Below are 21119 nucleotides of genomic sequence, written 5' to 3' on the forward strand. Positions count from 1 at the left end.
TGCTCTTTTGAGAACTCTTTAATACTTTTTGATTTGATACAATCATACCCATCCACACTACTGTCGTAGCGCAGACGAATCTTTACTTCTTCTAAATTGTTAAAGAACAAACAGCCAATGATCTTAAAAAGATCAAACCTAAATCGCTTTTATTTCACGCTACTACCCCGCGCAAATACTGACTTAGGTTTGATTTTTTACGCTTACTTTATGCACCAGGCGGTGTGCCCGGAAAAGTAAATGGTGGAGGCTAACGGGATCGAACCGATGACCCCCTGCTTGCAAAGCAGGTGCTCTCCCAGCTGAGCTAAGCCCCCCTTAAATCGTACCTCTATAACTGGTGGGTCTGGTTGGGCTCGAACCAACGACCCCCGCGTTATCAACACGGTGCTCTAACCAACTGAGCTACAGACCCGTCCTGATTAGCACGTTCCTAATATGACTGTTCTTCTTCTAACTAACACACCGATAAGTGTGGACGCTTAATGTCCGGGCAAACTCTAGAAAGGAGGTGATCCAGCCGCACCTTCCGATACGGCTACCTTGTTACGACTTCACCCCAGTCACGAATCCCACCGTGGTAAGCGCCCTCCTTACGGTTAGGCTACCTACTTCTGGTGAAACCCGCTCCCATGGTGTGACGGGCGGTGTGTACAAGACCCGGGAACGTATTCACCGCGACATGCTGATCCGCGATTACTAGCGATTCCAACTTCATGTAGTCGAGTTGCAGACTACAATCCGGACTACGATACACTTTCTGGGATTAGCTCCCCCTCGCGGGTTGGCGGCCCTCTGTATGTACCATTGTATGACGTGTGAAGCCCTACCCATAAGGGCCATGAGGACTTGACGTCATCCCCACCTTCCTCCGGTTTGTCACCGGCAGTCTCATTAGAGTGCCCTTTCGTAGCAACTAATGACAAGGGTTGCGCTCGTTGCGGGACTTAACCCAACATCTCACGACACGAGCTGACGACAGCCATGCAGCACCTGTGTACTGGTTCTCTTTCAAGCACTCCCTGATCTCTCAAGGATTCCAGCCATGTCAAGGGTAGGTAAGGTTTTTCGCGTTGCATCGAATTAATCCACATCATCCACCGCTTGTGCGGGTCCCCGTCAATTCCTTTGAGTTTTAATCTTGCGACCGTACTCCCCAGGCGGTCTACTTCACGCGTTAGCTGCGTTACCAAGTCAATTAAGACCCGACAACTAGTAGACATCGTTTAGGGCGTGGACTACCAGGGTATCTAATCCTGTTTGCTCCCCACGCTTTCGTGCATGAGCGTCAGTGTTATCCCAGGGGGCTGCCTTCGCCATCGGTATTCCTCCACATCTCTACGCATTTCACTGCTACACGTGGAATTCTACCCCCCTCTGACACACTCTAGCCTTCCAGTCACAAATGCCATTCCCAGGTTAAGCCCGGGGATTTCACACCTGTCTTAAAAAACCGCCTGCGCACGCTTTACGCCCAGTAATTCCGATTAACGCTTGCACCCTACGTATTACCGCGGCTGCTGGCACGTAGTTAGCCGGTGCTTATTCTTCAGGTACCGTCATTAGCCCCAGGTATTAACCAAGACCGTTTCTTCCCTGACAAAAGAGCTTTACAACCCGAAGGCCTTCTTCACTCACGCGGCATTGCTGGATCAGGCTTGCGCCCATTGTCCAAAATTCCCCACTGCTGCCTCCCGTAGGAGTCTGGGCCGTGTCTCAGTCCCAGTGTGGCTGGTCGTCCTCTCAGACCAGCTACTGATCGAAGCCTTGGTGAGCCTTTACCTCACCAACTAGCTAATCAGATATCGGCCGCTCTGATAACGAGAGGTTCTTGCGAATCCCCCTCTTTCCCCCGTAGGGCGTATGCGGTATTAGCTAATCTTTCGACTAGTTGTCCCCCATTACCAGGCACGTTCCGATATATTACTCACCCGTTCGCCACTCGTCAGCGGAGCAAGCTCCCTGTTACCGTTCGACTTGCATGTGTAAGGCATGCCGCCAGCGTTCAATCTGAGCCAGGATCAAACTCTTCAGTTTAATCTCTGTTTTGTGGCATTGCTGCCTAGCATCGCTGCTATCGCTCACTCAAAATACTGACAGGCTATCTCCCCAATTTGACTCAGGCAAATATCCTATTTTCTTCTTTTGTGAACATTTAATGTTTTAAGTTATACGCAAACCACCGAAGTAGTTCACGCTGCACTTTCATTAAACGCCCACACTTATCGGCTGTTAATTGTTAAAGAACTGTCTCTGTTTGGCGTCACACCCAACCTTACGCTCGGTGTTCGCAGCGCTGACAAAGCGTTTTGTTTGTCAGCAGCAGAGAGATGAGATTATGTGGCACTTCGAACTTTTCGTCAACTTCTTTTTAAATCATTTTAGAAACAATTTAAAACCAAATCAACTCACAACTACCGCTCAAAACACCCCACTTTACAACCTCGTTTCCGCCTCCAATTTCGCCCTTCGCACCGCTTGCGCCGTACTCAGTATTTCGCGTCGTTTTCAACAGAGGCCGAACTATAGCAACACATCTCAACACTGGCAAGCAATTTTATAAACAATTTTAAACATTTTTTAAGTCATCAAATAAATTGTTAATTAATCAAAATAAGGCACTTAGCAGGCTTGACTCTTTTCGACCACTTAGATCAAGAAAATCGTGGCGTGGCGGCAATCGCTAGAACTAGCCTCCAGCTTCCCTCTTGAACTGTACCTGATATGAAGTGGTCTACTTCCTAAGCCCTATTTGTCCGAACAGATCGGATAAAGCCCGCAAATTCATATTTAACGGCGAAAACGAGCGCATTATCAAAACACCATCAACAGCTGACTAAGATTCCGTATGCAGAGTCGGCTGGGAAAGCACACCGTCTTATAGTAGCTAATTGGCAACCAGCAACAGCAACGAAAATCGTAAAAGTACCCAACTTCTACAGGAGAGCGCCATGAATATAAGCCCAATGGCTGGCAAACTAGCCTCGCCCGACACGCTCGTTAATATTCCAAGACTCATCACTGCGTACTACAGCAATCGCCTCGATCCGCATGATGTTACACAACAGGTCACATTCGGCACTTCCGGACACCGGGGTTCATCGCTTCAAAATACATTTAATGAGTGGCATGTACTCGCCATCACGCAAGCCATTTGTCAGTATCGCAAACAACACAATATTACCGGCCCGCTATTTCTTGGAGTAGATACCCATGCGCTTTCTGCTCCCGCTGCGGCTAGCGCACTCGAGGTATTGGCGGCAAACGGCGTGAATGTCATGCTTGCCGAAAACGACGAGTACACGCCAACGCCGGCAATTTCTCACGCGATCCTGACTTATAACCGAGGTCGCACAGCAGGCCTGGCTGATGGCATAGTCGTCACTCCGTCCCACAATCCTCCTGATAACGGTGGCTTCAAATACAATCCACCGAATGGTGGACCGGCGGATACCAACATTACTAAGGGGATACAGGCGCTCGCGAATGACTTTATGAAAGATGGTCTGCTGAGCGTAAGGCGGTTGTCTTTTGAAAAAGCGTTGCTCGCGCCCACTACCCATCGCCACGATTACCTGGGTAACTATATTGCCGACTTGGGCAATGTCATCGATATGGAAGTAATACGTGGTGCTGACATTCGGCTGGGTGTCGACCCCCTCGGGGGCGCTGGCGTCCATTATTGGGCCAGAATTGCTGAACATTACCACATCAATTTGACGGTGATTAGTGCAACGGTTGATCCTACCTTCAGTTTTATGACCCGCGATTGGGATGGCAAAATCCGTATGGACCCATCGTCTCCCTATGCAATGCAGCGTCTAATAGATATCAAGGATCAGTTTGACGTCGCATTTGCCTGCGACACTGACCATGATCGCCATGGAATTGTTACACGCACGCATGGTTTGATGCCGCCAAATCACTATCTTACTGTCTCAATAGACTACCTGTTCCGCCATCGCCCTCAATGGCGGCAAGACACCGGTGTGGGGAAAACGGTTGTTAGTAGCCAAATGATTGATCGTGTATGCAATAGATTAGGGAGAAATCTGTACGAGGTACCGGTCGGGTTTAAATGGTTTGTCGATGGCCTTTTCGATGGCTCTCTCGGTTTTGGAGGCGAGGAAAGCGCTGGCGCTTCCTTCTTGCGCCGCGACGGTACTGTTTGGACAACGGATAAGGATGGTCTCACACCTGCATTATTAGCAGCCGAAATGACAGCACGCAACGGCAAAAACCCGGCACAAGTTTATCAAAAGCTTACCGAAGAATTAGGAACGCCCGTTTCCGACAGGGTCGAAGCGCCTGCAACAACCCCTCAGAAAGCCACGCTTGCGGCACTTTCTCCACAACAAATACACTCGACAGAATTGGCTGGTGAGAAAATCACCAGCATTCTTACCCAAGCGCCAGGAAATAATGCCTCCATAGGCGGCCTAAAAGTTTGTACAGAAAATGGCTGGTTTGCAGCACGCCCTTCGGGCACTGAGGAGATTTACAAAATTTACGCGGAAAGTTTTCGAGGCGATGCACATTTGCAGCAAATCGTCGAAGAAGCACAGACTATTGTCGATACGGCCCTGCGTACCGAATCAGGAAAAACAACGGCTAGCTAACTATCAGCAGACCATAATTACATAGGAATTGCAGAGGCTTAGTAAATCCCATTACACTAAAAGCTCTTTTATTTGGTCAAGCTCATATGCTAAAAGCCCTTAGTCGATTGTGGTTGCGAAGCATTAAAAAAATTAGCAAATCGCAACAAAGCCAACATAAAAAATTGGTTAAAACGTTCCTCGCGCCTCCCGCGCCGGCAAAACGTAAATCGACTAAATCAACGGCTAAGAAGGCCACCCCACTTGCCAAGCGATCCATAAGATCGACGTCCGCTGGTAAATCCACCTCTAAAGCGCCCACAAGCCCCGCACTGCCCGGGCGCTGGCTGCCTTTTTATTATTTATCAACGAAAGACAGTGCTGCGAGAACGCGCCGCCGCATGCAATATTGGCTTTATTTACCGGCCAGCGCCAGCGCTATTGGGGCCGAACTTCCTCTAGTTGTCATGCTCCACGGCTGCAATCAAAATGTAGACGACTTCGTACGCGGCACAAGAATGAACGAATTGGCCGAGAAGCAAGGATTTGCTGTCTTATATCCCCAGCAATCCTATAGTTCACACATGAAACGCTGCTGGAATTGGTATAACAGAGAGACGCAGGCAGGAGGCGGCGATGCCAAACGTATTGCTGCGATCATTAATATTGTCGCAGACAAACACCCAATTGACACAACGCGCATCTATATAGCGGGTTTATCAGCCGGCGCTACGATGGCTTCTATTGTGGCGCTTAATTATCCACATTTGATTACCGCCGTGGGCATACACTCGGGAACCGTTTTTGGCGTAGGGCACTCTATTATCGGTGCCTATGGCGTGATGCAACGGGGGGCACTCAAAAGCGCGACTGACATTATCGACACTATTAGTCAAAAATACCTTTTATTCCCGACGATGCCGGTCATGTTAATTCACGGCCTGGAAGACAATGTTGTCCGCCCCATTAACGCATTGCAATTAACCCAACAATTTAAAGCGTTGAATAAGATAGCAGAAGACAGTAAAGTCGTCGTCACTGCCAAGACGGGAAGCGCTGCCAACAGCCGAAATCCACACAAACCCTACACCATCCAAGAATACTACCAAGCAGGCAAATGTCTGATCCAAGTCTATGAGATTTCTACTCTCGGCCATGCGTGGAGCGGTGGAGACTGCTCACTACGATACAACGCATGCGAAGGCCCGGACGCTACCCAACTGTTATGGGATTTTTTTAAAAAACAACGTCGAATTGCCGTCCAAAAACCTGTTGAGGTCTAACCATTTAGACAAACAATTGATATCAACATTGCTCTTTACGAATACCTTAAGCCAGGAGCGCCTTCACAAAATCCTTTTTATCGCTTGCCGGTTGCCTTTCAAACTGGAGCGCAGACTCAACATGGTGGAGATGATGCCGCATCAATAGGACCGCTTTTTCCGTGTCTCCCGCTTTTGCGGCAGCTATAAAAGCCAGATGCTCATCCGATGAACAGACGGCGTCCCGTGTTGATTGGTATAGCATCGTTATCAACGAACTCCGGCCTGCCAACTTCACCAGAATATCGGTCAATACCTGATTGCCTACCGTCTTCGCCAACAATATGTGAAAGTCACTCAATAGCTTGGAACGCGTTTGCGGATTCTCTTTTGATAATGCATCGCGTTCCAACTCCAGATGGCGATCGATTTCTAAATAATCATCGATTCCCGCCTTCGCCACAAATTCTCGTACCAGCGCTTCCTCCAGAATTCGCCGCACAAAAAATAGTTGGCGCGCCTCTTCTTCGGTGGGTTGGCTGACAAATGCCCCCTTGTCCGGTATCAAATCAATTAATTTATCTTTTGCCAGCATCACCAAGGCCGCACGAATCTTGGTGCGGCTGACTGAATACAGACGCGCAAGTGCTTCTTCACGCAATTTAGTTCCTGGCGGCAGTCGCTGCTCCGCGATCGCCATTGCAATGTCGGCCGCGATGTCGTCCGAACTATCGGAAATGACTGGGCTCAAGGGCATGTTCATATTATTACTGACCTTAAAAGCGCTAAAGTTATCTAAAGGCAGAAATTGTACTTGGAAAACCTATTTTTAAAACTTCTATTCCAAATGAGAAATACTGTCCGTCGAGATCGCACCACAACCATTCGACGGACACGCATATTTAATCACAAGAGCAAAACACCATTTACATTGATGCCGGCATCAATGATTAACGCCCTTTTTTGCAGCTCTACTTAAGCCCTACAAAAATGAGCAGCGGATTGTTTAATGCCCGGCCTGCAAATTCAAATCAGTGGCCGGCCGCACATCCTGACGCAAATTTTCGCGATTTTTTTGCTCGTCATATGCCTTAATCGCGGCAACGTCACCATTCAACACAGCATGCGCACGTGTTCTATCAATATCTTTCTCCCATACCGCCACGACCACGGTTGCCACACAGTTGCCAAGTAAATTGCCAAGCGCGCGAGCGATACCCATGAACCAGTCAACCGACAGTACCAGCACCAAACCAACCACCGGAATAGCAGGAATCGCAGACAATGTCGCCGCCAGAATCACAATCGCCGAGCCGGGAACGCCATGCGCACCTTTCGAGGTGATCAACGCAACCGCCAGAATCGCTAATAAGTCGGTAGTCGCTAAGGGAGTGTTGGTCGCCTGAGCAATAAAAACAGCAGCAAGCGTCAGATAAATCGAGAACGCATCTAAATTAAATGAATAGCCAGTCGGAATCACCAAGCCCACGGTCGAATCTTTAATGCCCATATATTCAAGCTTTTTCATGATCTGTGGCAACACGGCATCCGACGATGCCGTTGCCAACACTACCATCAACTCTTCGCGCAAATATTTAATAAGTTTAAAAATACTGAATCCGGTAAGTCGCAGGATCGACCCTAAAATGGCAAATACGAATAAAACGACCGACGCATAAAATAGCGCCACCAAATAACCTAATTGCTGAAGAGAGCTGACGCCGTATTTGCCGACAGTAAAAGCAATCGCACCAAATACTCCCAAAGGCGCGAGCTTGATGATGAATGACATGCATTTAAAAAATGCCGCCGACATACTGTGGACGATCGTCACGATCGGTGCGGCTTTCTCGCCGATCAACGATAACGCGCAACCAAAAATGATAGAGAAAAGCAAAACTTGCAACACATCACCTGATGTAAAAGCGCTGACAACCGTATCAGGGATAATTTTCATCACAAAATTACCAAAGCCGGTTCCCCTCACCTTGTTGGCCGTTGCCACATAATTCGACAGCGAACTGGCATCCAGAGCGCCAACATCGATATTCATTCCAGCGCCTGGGTGAAACACGAACGCTAGCAACAATCCCAAAGCCAAGGCAATGGCTGTCACCACCTCAAAATAAATCAGTGCCTTTAAACCAACCCGACCAACTTTTTTCAGCTCGCCTGCGCCATAAATGCCTTGCACCACGACACAGAACACAATCATAGGAATGATCATCTTGACCAGCTTGATGAAACCATCCCCAAGCGGTTTCATACTTTCGCCAAACTTGGGATACAACACTCCCACGATAATGCCCAAAATCAAGCCGATAACGACCTGTCCAAAAAGTGATTTATACAAGCGCTGCATGTTTGTCTCCTAGTAACTAGAAATATTAATTTTGACATCAAGATCTTGCCACAATCGCAAAACTAAAAGTGCTGAGATGGTGACTGCCCTACACGCAATATAGTGCATACTTTTTTTGTATGCAATAAATGAATTCAAGAGTAATATCCAAAAATACCAAAAGGAGACAGGCATGGAATTAAATCCAACACCAAATCAAGTGGCCCATTCGATGGATGAAAATTGCGGCAATCAAATAATGCAATGGTCTGAGGACTTAGCGCGGCACACCGAAGTAGAAGGCATGTTGACCCGCACCTACCTGACGTCAGCGCATCACTCCGCAGCTGCGCAATTAGCCGAATGGATGTGCGCGGCAGGAATGCAGGTCCGGCGCGATATGGCGTGTAATGTCATTGGCCGCTATGAAGCCATCACCGCGGATGCACCCGCTCTCGTCACAGGATCACATTTTGACTCGGTCAGAAACGGCGGCAAATATGACGGTAATCTCGGGATTTTGTTACCCATTGCCTGCATTCAGCAATGGCATAAAGCAGGAAAACGCTTCCCGTTCGCGCTTGAAGTCATCGGATTCGCTGAAGAGGAAGGCGTCCGCTTTAAGGCCACCTTGCTCGGCAGTCGTGCAGCAGCTGGCACCTTCGATATGGCGGTACTCGATAATCTCGATGATGCTGGACTAAGCATGCGCGAAGTCATGGCGGCCTCCGGTTTTCATGCGGTCGGTTTGGCCAAAGCGGCTTATGCCCCGGAATCAGTGCTGGCCTTTGTCGAAGTCCACATTGAGCAAGGACCGATATTGCTTAACGAGCAATTGCCGGTTGGCGTCGTCACCGCCATTTCCGGTGCTTCTCGTTTCATGGTGGAAATCGACGGACTAGCTGGGCATGCCGGGACCGTGCCGATGGAAATGCGCCGCGATGCAGCGATGGCTGCGGCCGAAATAGGGTTATTGATAGAACGAAGGTGTCAGGGCACGCCGGGATTGGTTGGCACGGTTGGTATGTTTAATGTACCAAACGGCGCTGCTAACGTCGTTCCCGGCAAGGCACTCTTTTCCATTGATATTCGTGCCGGTGACGATACGATCCGGCAAGCTGCCGTTGCAGATGTACGCGCTGAGATTGAACGGATCGGGCATCGTCGCAACGTTACCATCAAGACCCGCCAAACCCATGACGCCGTCAGTGTTCCCTGCGCGCCGTGGTTACAACAACAATTGGCAAAGGCTATTGCGTCCAGCAATTTGCCAGTGCGCCACCTTCCCTCTGGTGCCGGTCATGACGCCATGGCGATGGCTGCAATTACTGATGTCGCGATGTTGTTTGTCCGCTGTGGTAACGGTGGCATTAGCCATCACCCTGATGAAATCATGACTGCTGAAGATGCTGCACTGGCAGCGCAAGTATTCACACATTTTGTCGAACAATTTAAAAAATAACGATGAATCTGACGCCGCAACACGGATCTGTGATCAGTCAAGCTTCCGGCTTATTAAAGCACGGCAAAAGTTAAGACATCTCCAAGACAAAAAATTTAACCCAGGAATTGGAAAGAAAAATGACGAACACCACCACTCTCACCATCGACGGTTTCACCCTCACCGCGGCGCAAGTCGTCAGCGTGGCGCGTGCGCCGCATCTGCCTGTGACGCTGGCGCAGTCTTCCCGCACGGCATTAAAAGAAAGCCGCGATTTTATCGAGGCGACCTGGATGCACGATGATGCGCCCATGATGTATAGCTTCAACACCGGCGTCGGTTTGCTCAAAGACACCCGTATCAAGGTGGAACATATCGCCTTGTTTCAGACCCAGTTGATCAAGGCCCATTGCGCCGGGATCGGCGAACCGTTCTCGGAAGAAGTCAGCCGCGCCACGATGTTGCTACGCGCCAATGCTTTTGCGAGTAATTATTCGGCCCCGCGGGTTGAAGTGGTGGATCGTCTGCTGGCTTTTCTGAACGCCGGTATTCACCCGATCATGCCGCAAAAAGGATCGGTCGGCGCGTCCGGCGATCTGGCACCGCTATCGTATCTGGCGGCGGCCATTGCCGGTTTCGATGAAGCCGAAGTCATGTATCAGGGCCAGCGCATGCGCGCACCGCAAGCCATTACCGCCGCGGGTATCGCGCCGGTCAAATTTGATTTGCAAGCCAAGGATGCGTCGGCGCTCATTAATGGTTGCACCGCTTCGCTGGCTGTTGCCGTATTGGTGGCCCACGATGCCCGTCATCTCTTAACCGATGCCTGCCTGTCATTAGGCCTGACATTGGAAGCAATGCGGGCCGAAATGGCCGCCTTTGATCCACGCATTCAGCAGGCACGTCCGCATGCCGGTCAAATCAAAACGGCAGCGGTCGTGCGCAAATTACTCAAAGGTTCAACCCGCACCACGCATGAAGCCCGCGCCGTACAGTTTCCCGAAGAATCCCGCCGCACTGACATTCCGTACACGGCGCGGATTCAGGATGTCTACTCACTGCGTTGTGCACCGCAAGTGTACGGACCGGTGTTCGATGCGCTCGATTACATCGATAACACCGTCGACAAGGAAATCAATTCGGCCACCGATAATCCCTTGATATTCGGCAAAGAAGGTGGCGGCTTTGAAATCATTTCCGGCGGCAATTTCCATGGCCAATATCTGGCGCAGGCGATGGATTTGATGGCGATGGTGATGACGGATTTGGGTAGTATTTGCGAACGTCGCGTCGCTCGCCTGATCGATCCGACCTTGTCATGGGGCTTGCCGCGCAATCTGATGAGCGGCGTGCGTGGCGTTAATACCGGCTATCCGGTGGTGCAATGCTCGTTGAGTTCGTTGGTGATGGAAAACCGCACCTTGTGTATGCCCGGCAGCGTTGATAGTATTCCGGCCAAAGGCAACAGCGAAGACCACGTTTCCAACTCGACCTGGTGCGCCCGCAAGGCCGCGACAGTCGTGGCAAACACGCAATATATTATCGGCGTTGAAATGTTGTTAGCCGCACAAGCCCTGACGATGACCGAAACGTTGCTTCCAGACTTTGTATTGGGCCAAGGCACGCAAGCCGCCTACGAGGAAATCCGCCGCCAGATTCCGGCCTGCCTGGACGGTGACCGCTGGTTCCATGACGATATTCTGATGGCGCAGTCGTTTGTGGTCACCGGATCGGTACGTAATGCCGTGGTGGAGAAAATTGGGGCGTTTGTCTAAATATTTTTAAAAATGGATCTATTCAACATGCATACCCACTCGGCCAGCAATGGCCACGTGGGTATTATTTTGCGACAAATTACGCCAACCGACCGGAGTTATCGCCACCACCACATACAGGCGTCAACTTCTGATAGGTCGCACTCAGTCTGATTTAACCGTTGTTTATCAATTGTTGTTGCTGAATTGATGAAAAGGCTGCGATATTTCTTAAGCGACGATGTTACGAGATTGCGCCCGTGTTAACATCTTTGCTTTGATCCGCACCACCCTTCATGACCTCATCCTCGCTCGCTCGCATCGTTGAAATAGTAGCCGTTGTTCATCCTGACATTCTACTTGGCCCCATTCAGCCAGAACTCATACGCAACGAAGTTCTCGCAGATCTTCTGGAGGACACCGCACGGCGGTCGCCTGACCAGATCGCGTTAATTTTTGCAGACCGATGCGTCACTTATAAAGAACTCAATCAGGCCGCCGACCGCGCCGCTTCCGCACTCATTGACGCAGGTGTAAAACCGGGCCAAATCGTAGGCTTATGGCTTCCACGTGGAATTGATTTGCTCATCATGCAAGCCGCCATAGCCAAAGCCGGTGCAGCATGGCTACCATTAGATGCTGACACCCCAGTTGAACGTATTGCAGTCTGCCTCGAAGATGCCAGCGCACCGGGTATAGTTACCTGCGCTTTGTTTTCATCACGGCTTGAGAACCTTGGTCGCCACCTCTGGACGATAGAAAATCTGCTTACGCCGCTGGAAACGCCGCTTCAAAGTCGTACTGGCTTGTTAAGCACCCATCCGGCTTATGTCATTTATACATCCGGATCAACCGGCAAGCCCAAGGGTATCGAAATCACCCAAGGCGGCATCTGCCACTTTCTGCGTAGCGAAAATGCGGTACTGGGCGTGCGCGGGTCAGATCGCGTTTACCAAGGATTTTCTGTCGCTTTCGACATGTCTTTTGAAGAAATCTGGATCAGCTATCTGGTTGGTGCGACGCTATGGATCGCGCCAAAAGAACTCGCCTCCGATCCAGAGGCATTACCGCTGGCATTGGCCGCAAACGGCGTGACCGTATTGCACGCTGTGCCCACTTTGCTGGCATTGTTTAATCAAGATATCCCAAGCCTGCGCCTGATCAATCTGGGTGGAGAAATGTGTCCGGAGGCTTTGGTCAATCGATGGGCTAAACCAGGACTACAAATATTTAATACCTATGGACCGACCGAGGCAACCGTCTCTGCCAGTTTAGCGGCATTACGTGCCAACGAACCGGTGACAATTGGTTCACCTTTGCCAAACTACGGCATGCTAATCATTCATCCCGCGACTGAAAATGGTCTGACGTTGATGCCGCGTGGCGATACCGGCGAACTGTGTATCACCGGCCCTGGCGTCGCCGCTGGTTATCTCGGCCGCCCTGACCTGACCGCAGAAAAATTCTTAGTCAATCCGTGGTCATCCGGCGCACATGATGGCCGCCTGTATCGTACCGGCGATCTGGCACGGATCGACACTGACGGACGCGTTCAATGTTTGGGCCGCACCGACGATCAAGTGAAGATTCGCGGCTTTCGCGTCGAATTAGGCGAAATCGAAGAAGTATTGGCGCGACAACCCGGCGTCGGGACAGTCGCGGTCATATTGCGCAATGATGACGGTATCGATCAACTGATCGCTTTCATTGTTCCAGAAAATGGTGCAACGATTGCTACTGGCACACTGCGCGCAGCGCTCGGGAAACTTCTGCCGCCGTACATGGTGCCGGGATTTTTTGAGTTGATGAGCGAGATGCCACGACTGACATCGGGCAAAATTGACCGAAAAGCCCTCAAAATACGTCCACTTACGGTCAGCCCCGTCGGGACAGCAAGCGTTGGCTCGGACACAGCAGAAACAGTAGCCGAAGAAGCGTTATTCGCCGCATTGATCAAATTATTCCCCGGTCAACCTATTCGTCGTGATGCCGACTTCTTTAGCGATCTTGGTGGTCATTCACTCTTTGCCGCGCGACTTGCTTCCGCATTGCGAACCGATCCTCGCTTTGCCCACGTCACCGTACGCGACATCTACATGAATCGCGTGATTGGTCGCATCGCCGCAGCTTTATCAGAAGTGCCCGAAATCCCTGTTGCAGTCGATACCACCTGGATCGCTCCATCGTCGTTGAAACGTTGGGTCTGTGGAGCCGCCCAAGCCGCAGCTGTGCCATGGTTAGTGGCAATGCGGATGATGCAATGGCTCGCACCATTTTTTACGTATCACTTCTTTACCGGTGATCCTGGAGATTCAATTCCACGTGCAATTGTCATGTCGGTCGGCGTATTTTTACTGGCAACGTTTTTTGAATTCGGCATAGCTATTGCTGCCAAGTGGTTAATTCTAGGACGCCTTAAACCCGGGCGCTACCCGCTGTGGGGATTAACCTATTATCGCTGGTGGCTGACTGATCGTCTGATTGAGGCAGCGCCGACCTATTTGCTTAGCGGCTCATCGATTTACACATGGTGGTTGCGCGCACTCGGCGCGCGGATTGGCTCGGAGGTGTTAATTGGTTCAATTATGTTACGCGTACATGATTTGCTCATCATTGAAGACGGCGCAACGATAGGCAATGCTGTCAATTTTGAAAATGCACGTGTAGAGCACGGTGAATTGCGCATAGGGCAGATTGCGATTGGTCGAGAAGCCAACGTTGGTTCTTACGTCGTCATGGAGGGAAACACGACTATTGGAGAATTCGGCCATCTGGAAGGACAGTCCGCGCTAAGCGATGGTCAGTCCGTCCCGGCGAACCGGATTTGGGGTGGTTCACCGGCGCGAGATATGGGCGCTTTCGACAAACGCTCTAACTCACCACGACCACCCGTAACCCGTAAGCGTCAAGTTGGCGAATCGATATTCTTTTTATTAGGCGCATTACTGATCACCACGCTGTTCTTCATGCCGGTTTTTCCTAGTTTTATTCTGATCGACTGGCTTGATAACTATGACCGCTTCCCATGGTTACAAAGTAATCAGTTATCCTTCCAGCTAACAAAATATTTTGTGATGGCCTTCCCTGCGACAGCGGTGTTGATTATCTGTACGGCGTTACTTTCGGCGGGCATTCGCTGGAGTATTTTGCCGCGACTCAAAGCCGGTAGCTGGCCGGTGCGGAGCAATAAATATTGCAGCAAATGGCTGGTGAACCAGATTCAGGAGTCCAGCCTGAGTGTTCTGCACGGCGTATACGCGACCATTTACGCACCGTTCTGGTATCGTCTGCTCGGTGCCAAGGTCGGTCGTGGCGCTGAAATTTCGACTGCGCTGGGCGTTGTGCCGGATATGCTGACTTTGGGCGAAGAAACGTTTATTGCCGACGCCGTTCTGCTTGGAGATGAGCAAATCGACGGCGGCTGGATGCGGATGCAGCCAACTGTCATTTCACGCCGTAGTTTTGTCGGTAATGGTGCCTATATTCCCGACGGCACCACTTTGCCAGAAAACGTCCTGATTGGCGTTCACTCGCGCGCACCCGCCAACGACAAAATGCACAACGGCGACGTCTGGTTAGGATCGCCGCCGATTAACCTTCCAGCGCGTGAGCAAGTCAGCGGATTTCCTGAGCATTTAACATTCCGACCATCCAAGCGCCGCCGCCTTGGTCGCGGTTTAGTAGAAGCCTTCCGTATCGTCTCACCACACGCAATCGTGATTGCCGTCGGTTATACATTGGTATTAAACCTGATGCCGCTAGCCGGTGCAGGACTTTGGGGCGAAGTAATCTGGTTACTGACGTTATCAGGGCTGATGTACGGCGTCGGGACGTTTATTTGGATCGTCTGTATCAAATGGTTATTATTAAAGCGTTATCATAAATGCAGCGTCCCAATGTGGACCCCTTTTGTATGGCTATCTGAAGGCGTAACCAATCTGTATGAGGGAATCGCTGTCCCGAACTTACTCAATTACCTGCGCGGAACCCCTTGGCTACCGCTGGCGTTCAACCTGCTGGGATGTAAAATTGGACGCGGCGTGTATCTCAACACCACTGACATTACCGAATTTGACTGCGTCACCATTGGTGACTACAGCGAACTCAACGCTTTGGCTTGTCCACAAACCCATTTGTTCGAAGACCGCGTCATGAAGATCGATCACGTCACCATCGGAAACCGCGTCTATATGGGGCCTCGGAGCGCAGTTCTGTACAGCGCGGTGGTCGGTGATAACGCCAAGCTGGGCGCGCTGACACTTGTTATGAAGGGCGAGCAAATACCTGCTGGCACCAGTTGGCGTGGTTGTCCTGCCGCACCGGAGTTAAAGGGATCGAAATGAACGTCATTTGCGCGCTCTGAATCATGCTAGCGTATCAATCAGGGCAACCAATCTCCGTCACTCCCTGGCCGCTAGCGGCTCCTCATATCCAGCAAGTGCGCGCTATGAGGGCTGTCGGTGGGGGCGAGCTAAAACCGTTGATTCTCGCCATCAGTATCATTACACCGCAAACAACAAACCGTGATAGCGCCCGGAAGCTAGTCCGTGCGGCGCTGCGTGAAACACTCGGTATTTTGCTTGATATGTCACCGCAATCGGTGCCCTTGATTTCTGAACCCGGTCACCCCATCCGATTAGCTTTACCTCATCAGCAGATTGGACTGTCGATAACCCATGAAGCTGGTTTTTCACTCGCAGCCATCAACTTGTATGGCAAAATCGGTATCGATACGATGCGAACCGACAGCATTTCTGATTGGCAACAGGTAGCCCAAGACTATCTCGGAAGCACTATTTATAACCGTATTTTGAGCAAGCCCGAAAACCAGCGTGCGATTGCATTTGCGGAACAGTGGACGCGATATGAAGCGAGTCTTAAATGTCTCTGTTTAGGTATTACAGAGTGGGATTTAAGGTTAGATAAAGCATTACGCCAATGCGCCGTAAATTCGCTGATGTTGCCAAATGGCATGGTCGGCACTATCGCCACATTGCCCGCCAAACCTTAATTTTTGTTGTCTCATTTTAGCTTGGCTTGACGTTCGGCTCAAACCCTACAAAATCACTTTGCCGCGCATCGCCTTGTCTTTGCCCCGCCGGGTTTTTCCTTCAACACGTTTAAGCTGCGAAGAATAACTCGGTTTCGTAGGGCGACGACGCTTCTGTACCACGGTCACACCTAATACCAGCGCACGTAGTCGCTCTAGCGCATCCACCTTATTCTGTTCCTGACTGCGTGATTGTTGCGCCTTCAGAATCACCACGCCATCCTTGGTAATGCGCTGATCTTGCAGCGCCAGCAGTTTTTCTTTATAAATAACAGGAAGTGACGATGCGTTTATATCAAAACGCAAATGGATAGCGGACGACACCTTATTCACGTTTTGACCTCCCGGCCCTTGTGCGCGCACGCCGGTCATCTCAACTTCTGCAAGAGGAATGCTAAGGCCTTCGGCGATAACCAGCAAATTTTGATCGTTAGGAGGGAACATTTGGCCTATTATAAAGCGGCAATTTCGAAGAACCTAATACCACCAGAAAACACCAAGGTTGAACGCCGTTAACCTAGAGGGAAGTCCTGATGCGCGCCAAAGTTATCAAAGTAAAAAATGGGTTAATCATTCTGATCGCCCTCGCTTTTAGCGCAAGTGCTGGTTCAAGCTCGGGTGCGACGGAGCACTTCACAATTGATTCCGACCATACGTTTTCGTCATTCGAATATAGCCATTGGGGCTTATCGATGCAGCGCAATCGGTTTGATCGTACCAGCGGCTACATTGCGTTTGATCAGGCTGCAGGAACCGGTGAAATCATGATCGAGATTGAAGCAGCATCTGTTAATACCGGTACCGAGTTATTTAATAAAGCACTACGTGCCAGCGAATTTTTTGATGCCGAAAAATATCCAAAAATACTATTTACCTCTTCGCAGTTACTATTTGACGGAGACAATCTCAAGCAGGTCCAGGGCGATCTAACTATTAAAGATGTCACCCATAACGTGACGCTGGAAATAACCAATTTCAATTGTCGCTTTATGTTGCTGTACGGAAAGCGGGCTTGCGGTGCGAATGGCTTCGTCAAAATTCTCCGAAGTAATTACCACTTGGGACGTTTTGTACCTTTTGTCAGCGATGCGGTCACGCTGCATATCGTAGTGGAAGCGATCAAGGATTATTGATGCTTGCCACGCTTCATTCTCATGATCGAGTAATCAAACAAGAAGTCATCCAAGTAAATCCGCGTTACAGCTATTTGGGTAAGAAAAAATACTCTCTTCTAAAGAAATAACCAGACATACACCAATGCAGCAACAACCAAAAGAAACGGAATCGAATAAACATGAAAGGTGATCCACGCCTTTTTGTCCGGTGTCATACGCAGCGCAATAATATTAGCGAGTGAACCCAACATAAAACCAAATCCGCCGACGTTAACGCCGAAAGCGATCAATCGCCAGTCGCCACTATATTCCGCAAGCAAAATCGCAGCGGGGACATTACTGATGAATTGCGACGCCACGATACCGGCAAGATAGAGTCGTTGCGATTCGGCAAGACCGACACTCTCCACCAACGCATGAACTATCGGCAACTGCGCTACCAGTCGTAAATCGACAAACATTAAAATGAATACCAACAGCAATGCCCAGTCGATCCGCGCCACCACGTTGCGCTGCGCAAATAAAAAGATCGCCAATACCATTAACAAAGCGGGGGCGGCATAATGCCTGTCCGTCATGATTAAAAACGGCACATACATAGCCAGCGATATGAGAAGCAATTTTTTATTGATCGGGGTCATCGCAGCATCCTCCTCAACCATCAGTTTTAAACCGGGAAATGCAACTACGGTCAATAAAACCAGCGGAATCATAAAAATGCATACCATCGGTAACATCGCGATCACATAATCCTGAAAAGAGAGATGTGAAAGCTGCCAGAGGAAAAGATTTTGTGGATTTCCAATGGGTGTCAGCGCAGAACCCGCATTGGCCGCCAGCGCTTCAAAAATAATCAGGCGGGTTATCGGCAATTTGATCGTGGTGCGCAAACTGAGTGTCAACGGGACCATGACGAACAGTCCTACGTCGTTGGTCAACAGCATCGACAAAAATGCGGTGGCGAGCACCAGAAAAACAGCAAGGGCGCGCTCAGTTGGCATCAATACCGTTAAATGCCTACCCAAGCGCGACAGATAGCCGCTTAATTCAACACCCTTGGTTAACGCCAGCAAACCGGTCAATGTCGCAATCGTGGGCCAATCGACCAAATGCGGATACTGCTGAATTTTTTCGGGAGCAATAGCCGACAAAATCAGCAAAATGACGAATAAAATTAGAAAAAAATAATCTTTACGTAGTGTTTCAAATAAAGTTGCAAATAAGGATGAAGTTGTCGATAGTTTAATAATATTTGTCATTGTTGGTCGAGTAAACACTTTGTAAATCGGTGTAAAGTTTGCGAATTCCGGGCGACTAGCCGACGGTGAACGAACCGTTTAAGGCGTTTTCATCAACGCCCTCTAATCGTTGTGCCTACACAGAATACTGCTTCAACGCAATTATATCGATACACGCTCAGTGAGCGTGAAAAAGCAGGAGCACCGCACGTAGATCTTTGCTTTAGTGTATTTGAAAAGCGCAGCAGTACTAGTGGAAACAATCATTTCCACGCTGTAAGTGCGTAATTGCAGATTGGATCGCTTGACGGCGGGAAGATAGATTTGTATTAACGCGACATTCCCTCAACTGCTGTGCGCAATTTCTTTATGGAAGCATCCAGGTCGGTTTTTAATTCTTCCCAGGCATTCAGTCCACTATTTTTCAAATCCATGCTTTTTTTATCAAGATCATTCAGATCTCTTTGAAAGCCTTGAATAGTCGGCTCCATACGCAGTCTCGCAACTCGACCTGACTTCTTGGCCTTAGCATTAAGACTATCAATTTTGATTTTTAAGTCGGCAATTTGCTGGCGCACCGCTTTTAAATAGGTATCCCGTTGTACTTCTACACCATATATTTTTTGTCGCGTATCGGGCGACTCTGCGAACGTGTTTTCGTAAAAACACAAAGGTAATAAAGCCCAGAGCAATAAAACACCAATATTCGATTTAGCTACTTTGATGGTGCGTTTCATGTACATTCCCCGGTAGGCCCATCACATGGGCGTGATTTGAGCGTCTTATTGGAACGTCTTATCAGTGATCCTATAAGGGAGCCGTGATAACAGGTTAATAAATAAAACCGGTATGACACGTCAATAAATAGCAGGAATAGTTGACGCCAGATAAGTCCTGCAATTTCACTTGTTAACGAAAGCTCTCCATTCAGCCTATCCTCTATTTTCGTACTTTCAAGAAAATTCTATTCAGTATCGAAGCCACGGGTTGTACCTGTGTCTATTGAGCTCAAACCTCAACAAGTGGCATATCTGCTGACTGGCCCACAATATCGAGAACGGCTTACATAATTGGACGAATTGTTGAAATATCCTTGGAAGATCAATACTGGCTAAAAAGCGATACGATCAACAAAAAATTAACACACCTAAAAATCTGTGATCCCCATGACTGCAATAAGCTCCAAAATTGACTTGCAGAACAGTTAATTGCGATTACAATTGTAATCATAAAGACAACATTAATAACTGATCCACATCAAAATTTATCGTCAACAAATCAGAAAATCAACGCCTTAGTGGCGATTCTGGTTTAGAAATATCGCATCCCGTCCGCGTCTTTTTATTTTTAAAGGGATCAGTCACGATGGTTAATACAGTCCCATTTCTCTCCCCACATCCGACACACGTCATGAACGTAAAGACGCATTGCGGGAACTGCAATTTGCGCGACCTATGCCTTCCAATCGGACTCACCGAGGCCGAACTTGATCGATTGGATCAAATTGTTAAACATAGACGGCGCATTACGCGCGATAGTGCGCTCTATCGGATGAACGATCCATTCGTCAATCTGTATGCTATTCGTGTCGGGCATTTCAAGACATATCAAGTTAATGCCAACGGAGCTCACCATATTTCCGGATTTCAAATGACCGGTGAATTACTAGGGATGGAGGCCATCAGCTCATATCGGCATCAATGTAACGCAGTGGCGCTGGAGGATAGTGAAGTCTGTGAAGTGCCGTTTTCGGACTTGGAAAATCTCTTGAAAGATGTCCCGATCATGCTGCATTATTTTCATCGCATGATGAGCCATGAGATTGCACAAGATCATAACGCCATGCTGCAATTAGGGAATCTTCGCGCAGAGCAACGGTTTGGGGCTTTTTTGCTCAATCTTTCGACCCGATATAAAAATCGCGGCTATTCAGCTACGAATTTTCAATTACGGATGTCTCGAGAAGAAATTGCCAACTACTTAGGACTGACAAACGAAACTATTAGTCGGTTGCTTTCTCATTTTAAAAAAATGGGATGGTTGAAGGTCAACAACCGCGAAATTACATTATTAGACGTTCCCGCTTTGCTGATGTTAGTAGAGGGAAAGTAACCAAGCTGTGAAAAAGTCACCACCCAAGAGCGAAAGTCCAAAAAAGAGTAGCGCCAATCTACTCAGCAGATAAAAATATCAGGCGGTAGTAATGCCTTACGTCAACCAAGCTGTGAAACATCTGCCGTTACTGTCGCTGTCTCTTAACCTTTTCGCTATTCCTGCAACACTAACGGATCACAACATCAAATCGGGCCTACCAATTTGT

At 49.2% G+C, this 21119-nt stretch carries 13 protein-coding genes, 2 tRNA genes and 1 rRNA gene; 8 read left to right on the forward strand and 8 right to left on the reverse strand.

Translation table 11 applies throughout. The features are described 5' to 3' along the window. Positions 1-241 precede the first annotated feature (241 nt). From RGU75_RS20795 to RGU75_RS20805, 3 genes are all read right to left on the reverse strand, one after another. Positions 242-317 (reverse strand) — tRNA-Ala (locus tag RGU75_RS20795). A 21-nt stretch (positions 318-338) separates the two neighbouring features. After that, a tRNA-Ile gene (locus RGU75_RS20800) sits at positions 339-415 on the reverse strand. A gap of 89 nt (positions 416-504) precedes the next feature. Next, positions 505-2037, reverse strand: a 16S ribosomal RNA gene (locus RGU75_RS20805). A gap of 914 nt (positions 2038-2951) precedes the next feature. Here RGU75_RS20805 and pgm point away from each other — a divergent pair. Then, positions 2952-4619 carry a phosphoglucomutase (alpha-D-glucose-1,6-bisphosphate-dependent) gene (gene pgm, locus RGU75_RS20810; RefSeq protein ID WP_322239256.1) on the forward strand — a complete coding sequence of 556 codons (1668 nt, stop codon included), beginning with the start codon at positions 2952-2954 and terminating at the stop codon, positions 4617-4619. Between the two features lie 86 nt (positions 4620-4705). Further along, complete coding sequence (locus tag RGU75_RS20815; RefSeq protein ID WP_322239258.1) at positions 4706-5881, forward strand: PHB depolymerase family esterase; 1176 nt, start codon at positions 4706-4708, stop codon at positions 5879-5881. A gap of 46 nt (positions 5882-5927) precedes the next feature. Here the strand turns inward: RGU75_RS20815 and RGU75_RS20820 are convergent, their stop codons facing one another. Further along, a complete protein-coding gene (locus RGU75_RS20820) occupies positions 5928-6617 on the reverse strand; it encodes a GntR family transcriptional regulator (RefSeq protein WP_322240702.1) in 690 nt (229 codons plus the stop codon). A gap of 249 nt (positions 6618-6866) precedes the next feature. Next, complete coding sequence (locus RGU75_RS20825; protein ID WP_322239260.1) at positions 6867-8222, reverse strand: C4-dicarboxylate transporter DctA; 1356 nt, start codon at positions 8220-8222, stop codon at positions 6867-6869. A gap of 172 nt (positions 8223-8394) precedes the next feature. On the opposite strand from RGU75_RS20825, the gene RGU75_RS20830 reads away from it, so the two are divergent. The 4 genes from RGU75_RS20830 (at position 8395) to RGU75_RS20845 (ending at position 16407) form a co-directional block, all read left to right on the forward strand. Next, the gene (locus tag RGU75_RS20830; RefSeq protein ID WP_322239262.1) at positions 8395-9663 is read left to right on the forward strand and encodes an allantoate amidohydrolase; all 1269 of its coding nucleotides are present in this window, start codon (positions 8395-8397) and stop codon (positions 9661-9663) included. A gap of 119 nt (positions 9664-9782) precedes the next feature. After that, positions 9783-11417 (forward strand): aromatic amino acid ammonia-lyase, encoded by a 1635-nt coding sequence (locus tag RGU75_RS20835; protein ID WP_322239264.1) that lies wholly within the window; start codon positions 9783-9785, stop codon positions 11415-11417. A gap of 275 nt (positions 11418-11692) precedes the next feature. Continuing rightward, entirely contained in the window at positions 11693-15739 is a 4047-nt protein-coding gene (locus RGU75_RS20840) for a Pls/PosA family non-ribosomal peptide synthetase (protein ID WP_322239266.1), read from the forward strand. A gap of 23 nt (positions 15740-15762) precedes the next feature. Continuing rightward, positions 15763-16407 (forward strand): hypothetical protein, encoded by a 645-nt coding sequence (locus RGU75_RS20845; protein ID WP_322239267.1) that lies wholly within the window; start codon positions 15763-15765, stop codon positions 16405-16407. Positions 16408-16452: 45 nt separating this feature from the next. Here RGU75_RS20845 and arfB read toward each other — a convergent pair whose 3' ends face one another. Then, positions 16453-16866 (reverse strand): alternative ribosome rescue aminoacyl-tRNA hydrolase ArfB, encoded by a 414-nt coding sequence (gene arfB / locus RGU75_RS20850; protein ID WP_369124730.1) that lies wholly within the window; start codon positions 16864-16866, stop codon positions 16453-16455. A 113-nt stretch (positions 16867-16979) separates the two neighbouring features. Here arfB and RGU75_RS20855 point away from each other — a divergent pair, with 113 nt between their 5' ends. Continuing rightward, a complete protein-coding gene (locus tag RGU75_RS20855; RefSeq protein ID WP_322239271.1) occupies positions 16980-17579 on the forward strand; it encodes a YceI family protein in 600 nt (199 codons plus the stop codon). A gap of 98 nt (positions 17580-17677) precedes the next feature. Here RGU75_RS20855 and RGU75_RS20860 read toward each other — a convergent pair whose 3' ends face one another. Both RGU75_RS20860 and RGU75_RS20865 read right to left on the reverse strand, forming a co-directional pair. After that, entirely contained in the window at positions 17678-18820 is a 1143-nt protein-coding gene (locus RGU75_RS20860) for an SLC13 family permease (protein WP_322239273.1), read from the reverse strand. Between the two features lie 308 nt (positions 18821-19128). Next, a complete protein-coding gene (locus RGU75_RS20865; protein WP_322239275.1) occupies positions 19129-19536 on the reverse strand; it encodes a hypothetical protein in 408 nt (135 codons plus the stop codon). 673 nt (positions 19537-20209) lie between these two features. Between RGU75_RS20865 and fnr the strand changes: the two genes are divergently transcribed. Continuing rightward, the gene (gene fnr, locus RGU75_RS20870; protein ID WP_322240704.1) at positions 20210-20911 is read left to right on the forward strand and encodes a fumarate/nitrate reduction transcriptional regulator Fnr; all 702 of its coding nucleotides are present in this window, start codon (positions 20210-20212) and stop codon (positions 20909-20911) included. Positions 20912-21119: the final 208 nt, after the last annotated feature.

This window comes from Glaciimonas sp. CA11.2 (assembly GCF_034314045.1).
Taxonomy (GTDB): domain Bacteria; phylum Pseudomonadota; class Gammaproteobacteria; order Burkholderiales; family Burkholderiaceae_D; genus Glaciimonas.

Coding starts and splice junctions, on each gene's coding strand:
- pgm (WP_322239256.1), top strand. CDS start 2,952: ATGAATATAAGCCCAATGGCTGGCAAACTAGCCTCGCCCGACACGCTC.
- RGU75_RS20815 (WP_322239258.1), top strand. CDS start 4,706: ATGCTAAAAGCCCTTAGTCGATTGTGGTTGCGAAGCATTAAAAAAATT.
- RGU75_RS20820 (WP_322240702.1), bottom strand. CDS start 6,617: ATGCCCTTGAGCCCAGTCATTTCCGATAGTTCGGACGACATCGCGGCC.
- RGU75_RS20825 (WP_322239260.1), bottom strand. CDS start 8,222: ATGCAGCGCTTGTATAAATCACTTTTTGGACAGGTCGTTATCGGCTTG.
- RGU75_RS20830 (WP_322239262.1), top strand. CDS start 8,395: ATGGAATTAAATCCAACACCAAATCAAGTGGCCCATTCGATGGATGAA.
- RGU75_RS20835 (WP_322239264.1), top strand. CDS start 9,783: ATGACGAACACCACCACTCTCACCATCGACGGTTTCACCCTCACCGCG.
- RGU75_RS20840 (WP_322239266.1), top strand. CDS start 11,693: ATGACCTCATCCTCGCTCGCTCGCATCGTTGAAATAGTAGCCGTTGTT.
- RGU75_RS20845 (WP_322239267.1), top strand. CDS start 15,763: ATGCTAGCGTATCAATCAGGGCAACCAATCTCCGTCACTCCCTGGCCG.
- RGU75_RS20855 (WP_322239271.1), top strand. CDS start 16,980: ATGCGCGCCAAAGTTATCAAAGTAAAAAATGGGTTAATCATTCTGATC.
- RGU75_RS20860 (WP_322239273.1), bottom strand. CDS start 18,820: ATGACAAATATTATTAAACTATCGACAACTTCATCCTTATTTGCAACT.
- RGU75_RS20865 (WP_322239275.1), bottom strand. CDS start 19,536: ATGAAACGCACCATCAAAGTAGCTAAATCGAATATTGGTGTTTTATTG.
- fnr (WP_322240704.1), top strand. CDS start 20,210: ATGAACGTAAAGACGCATTGCGGGAACTGCAATTTGCGCGACCTATGC.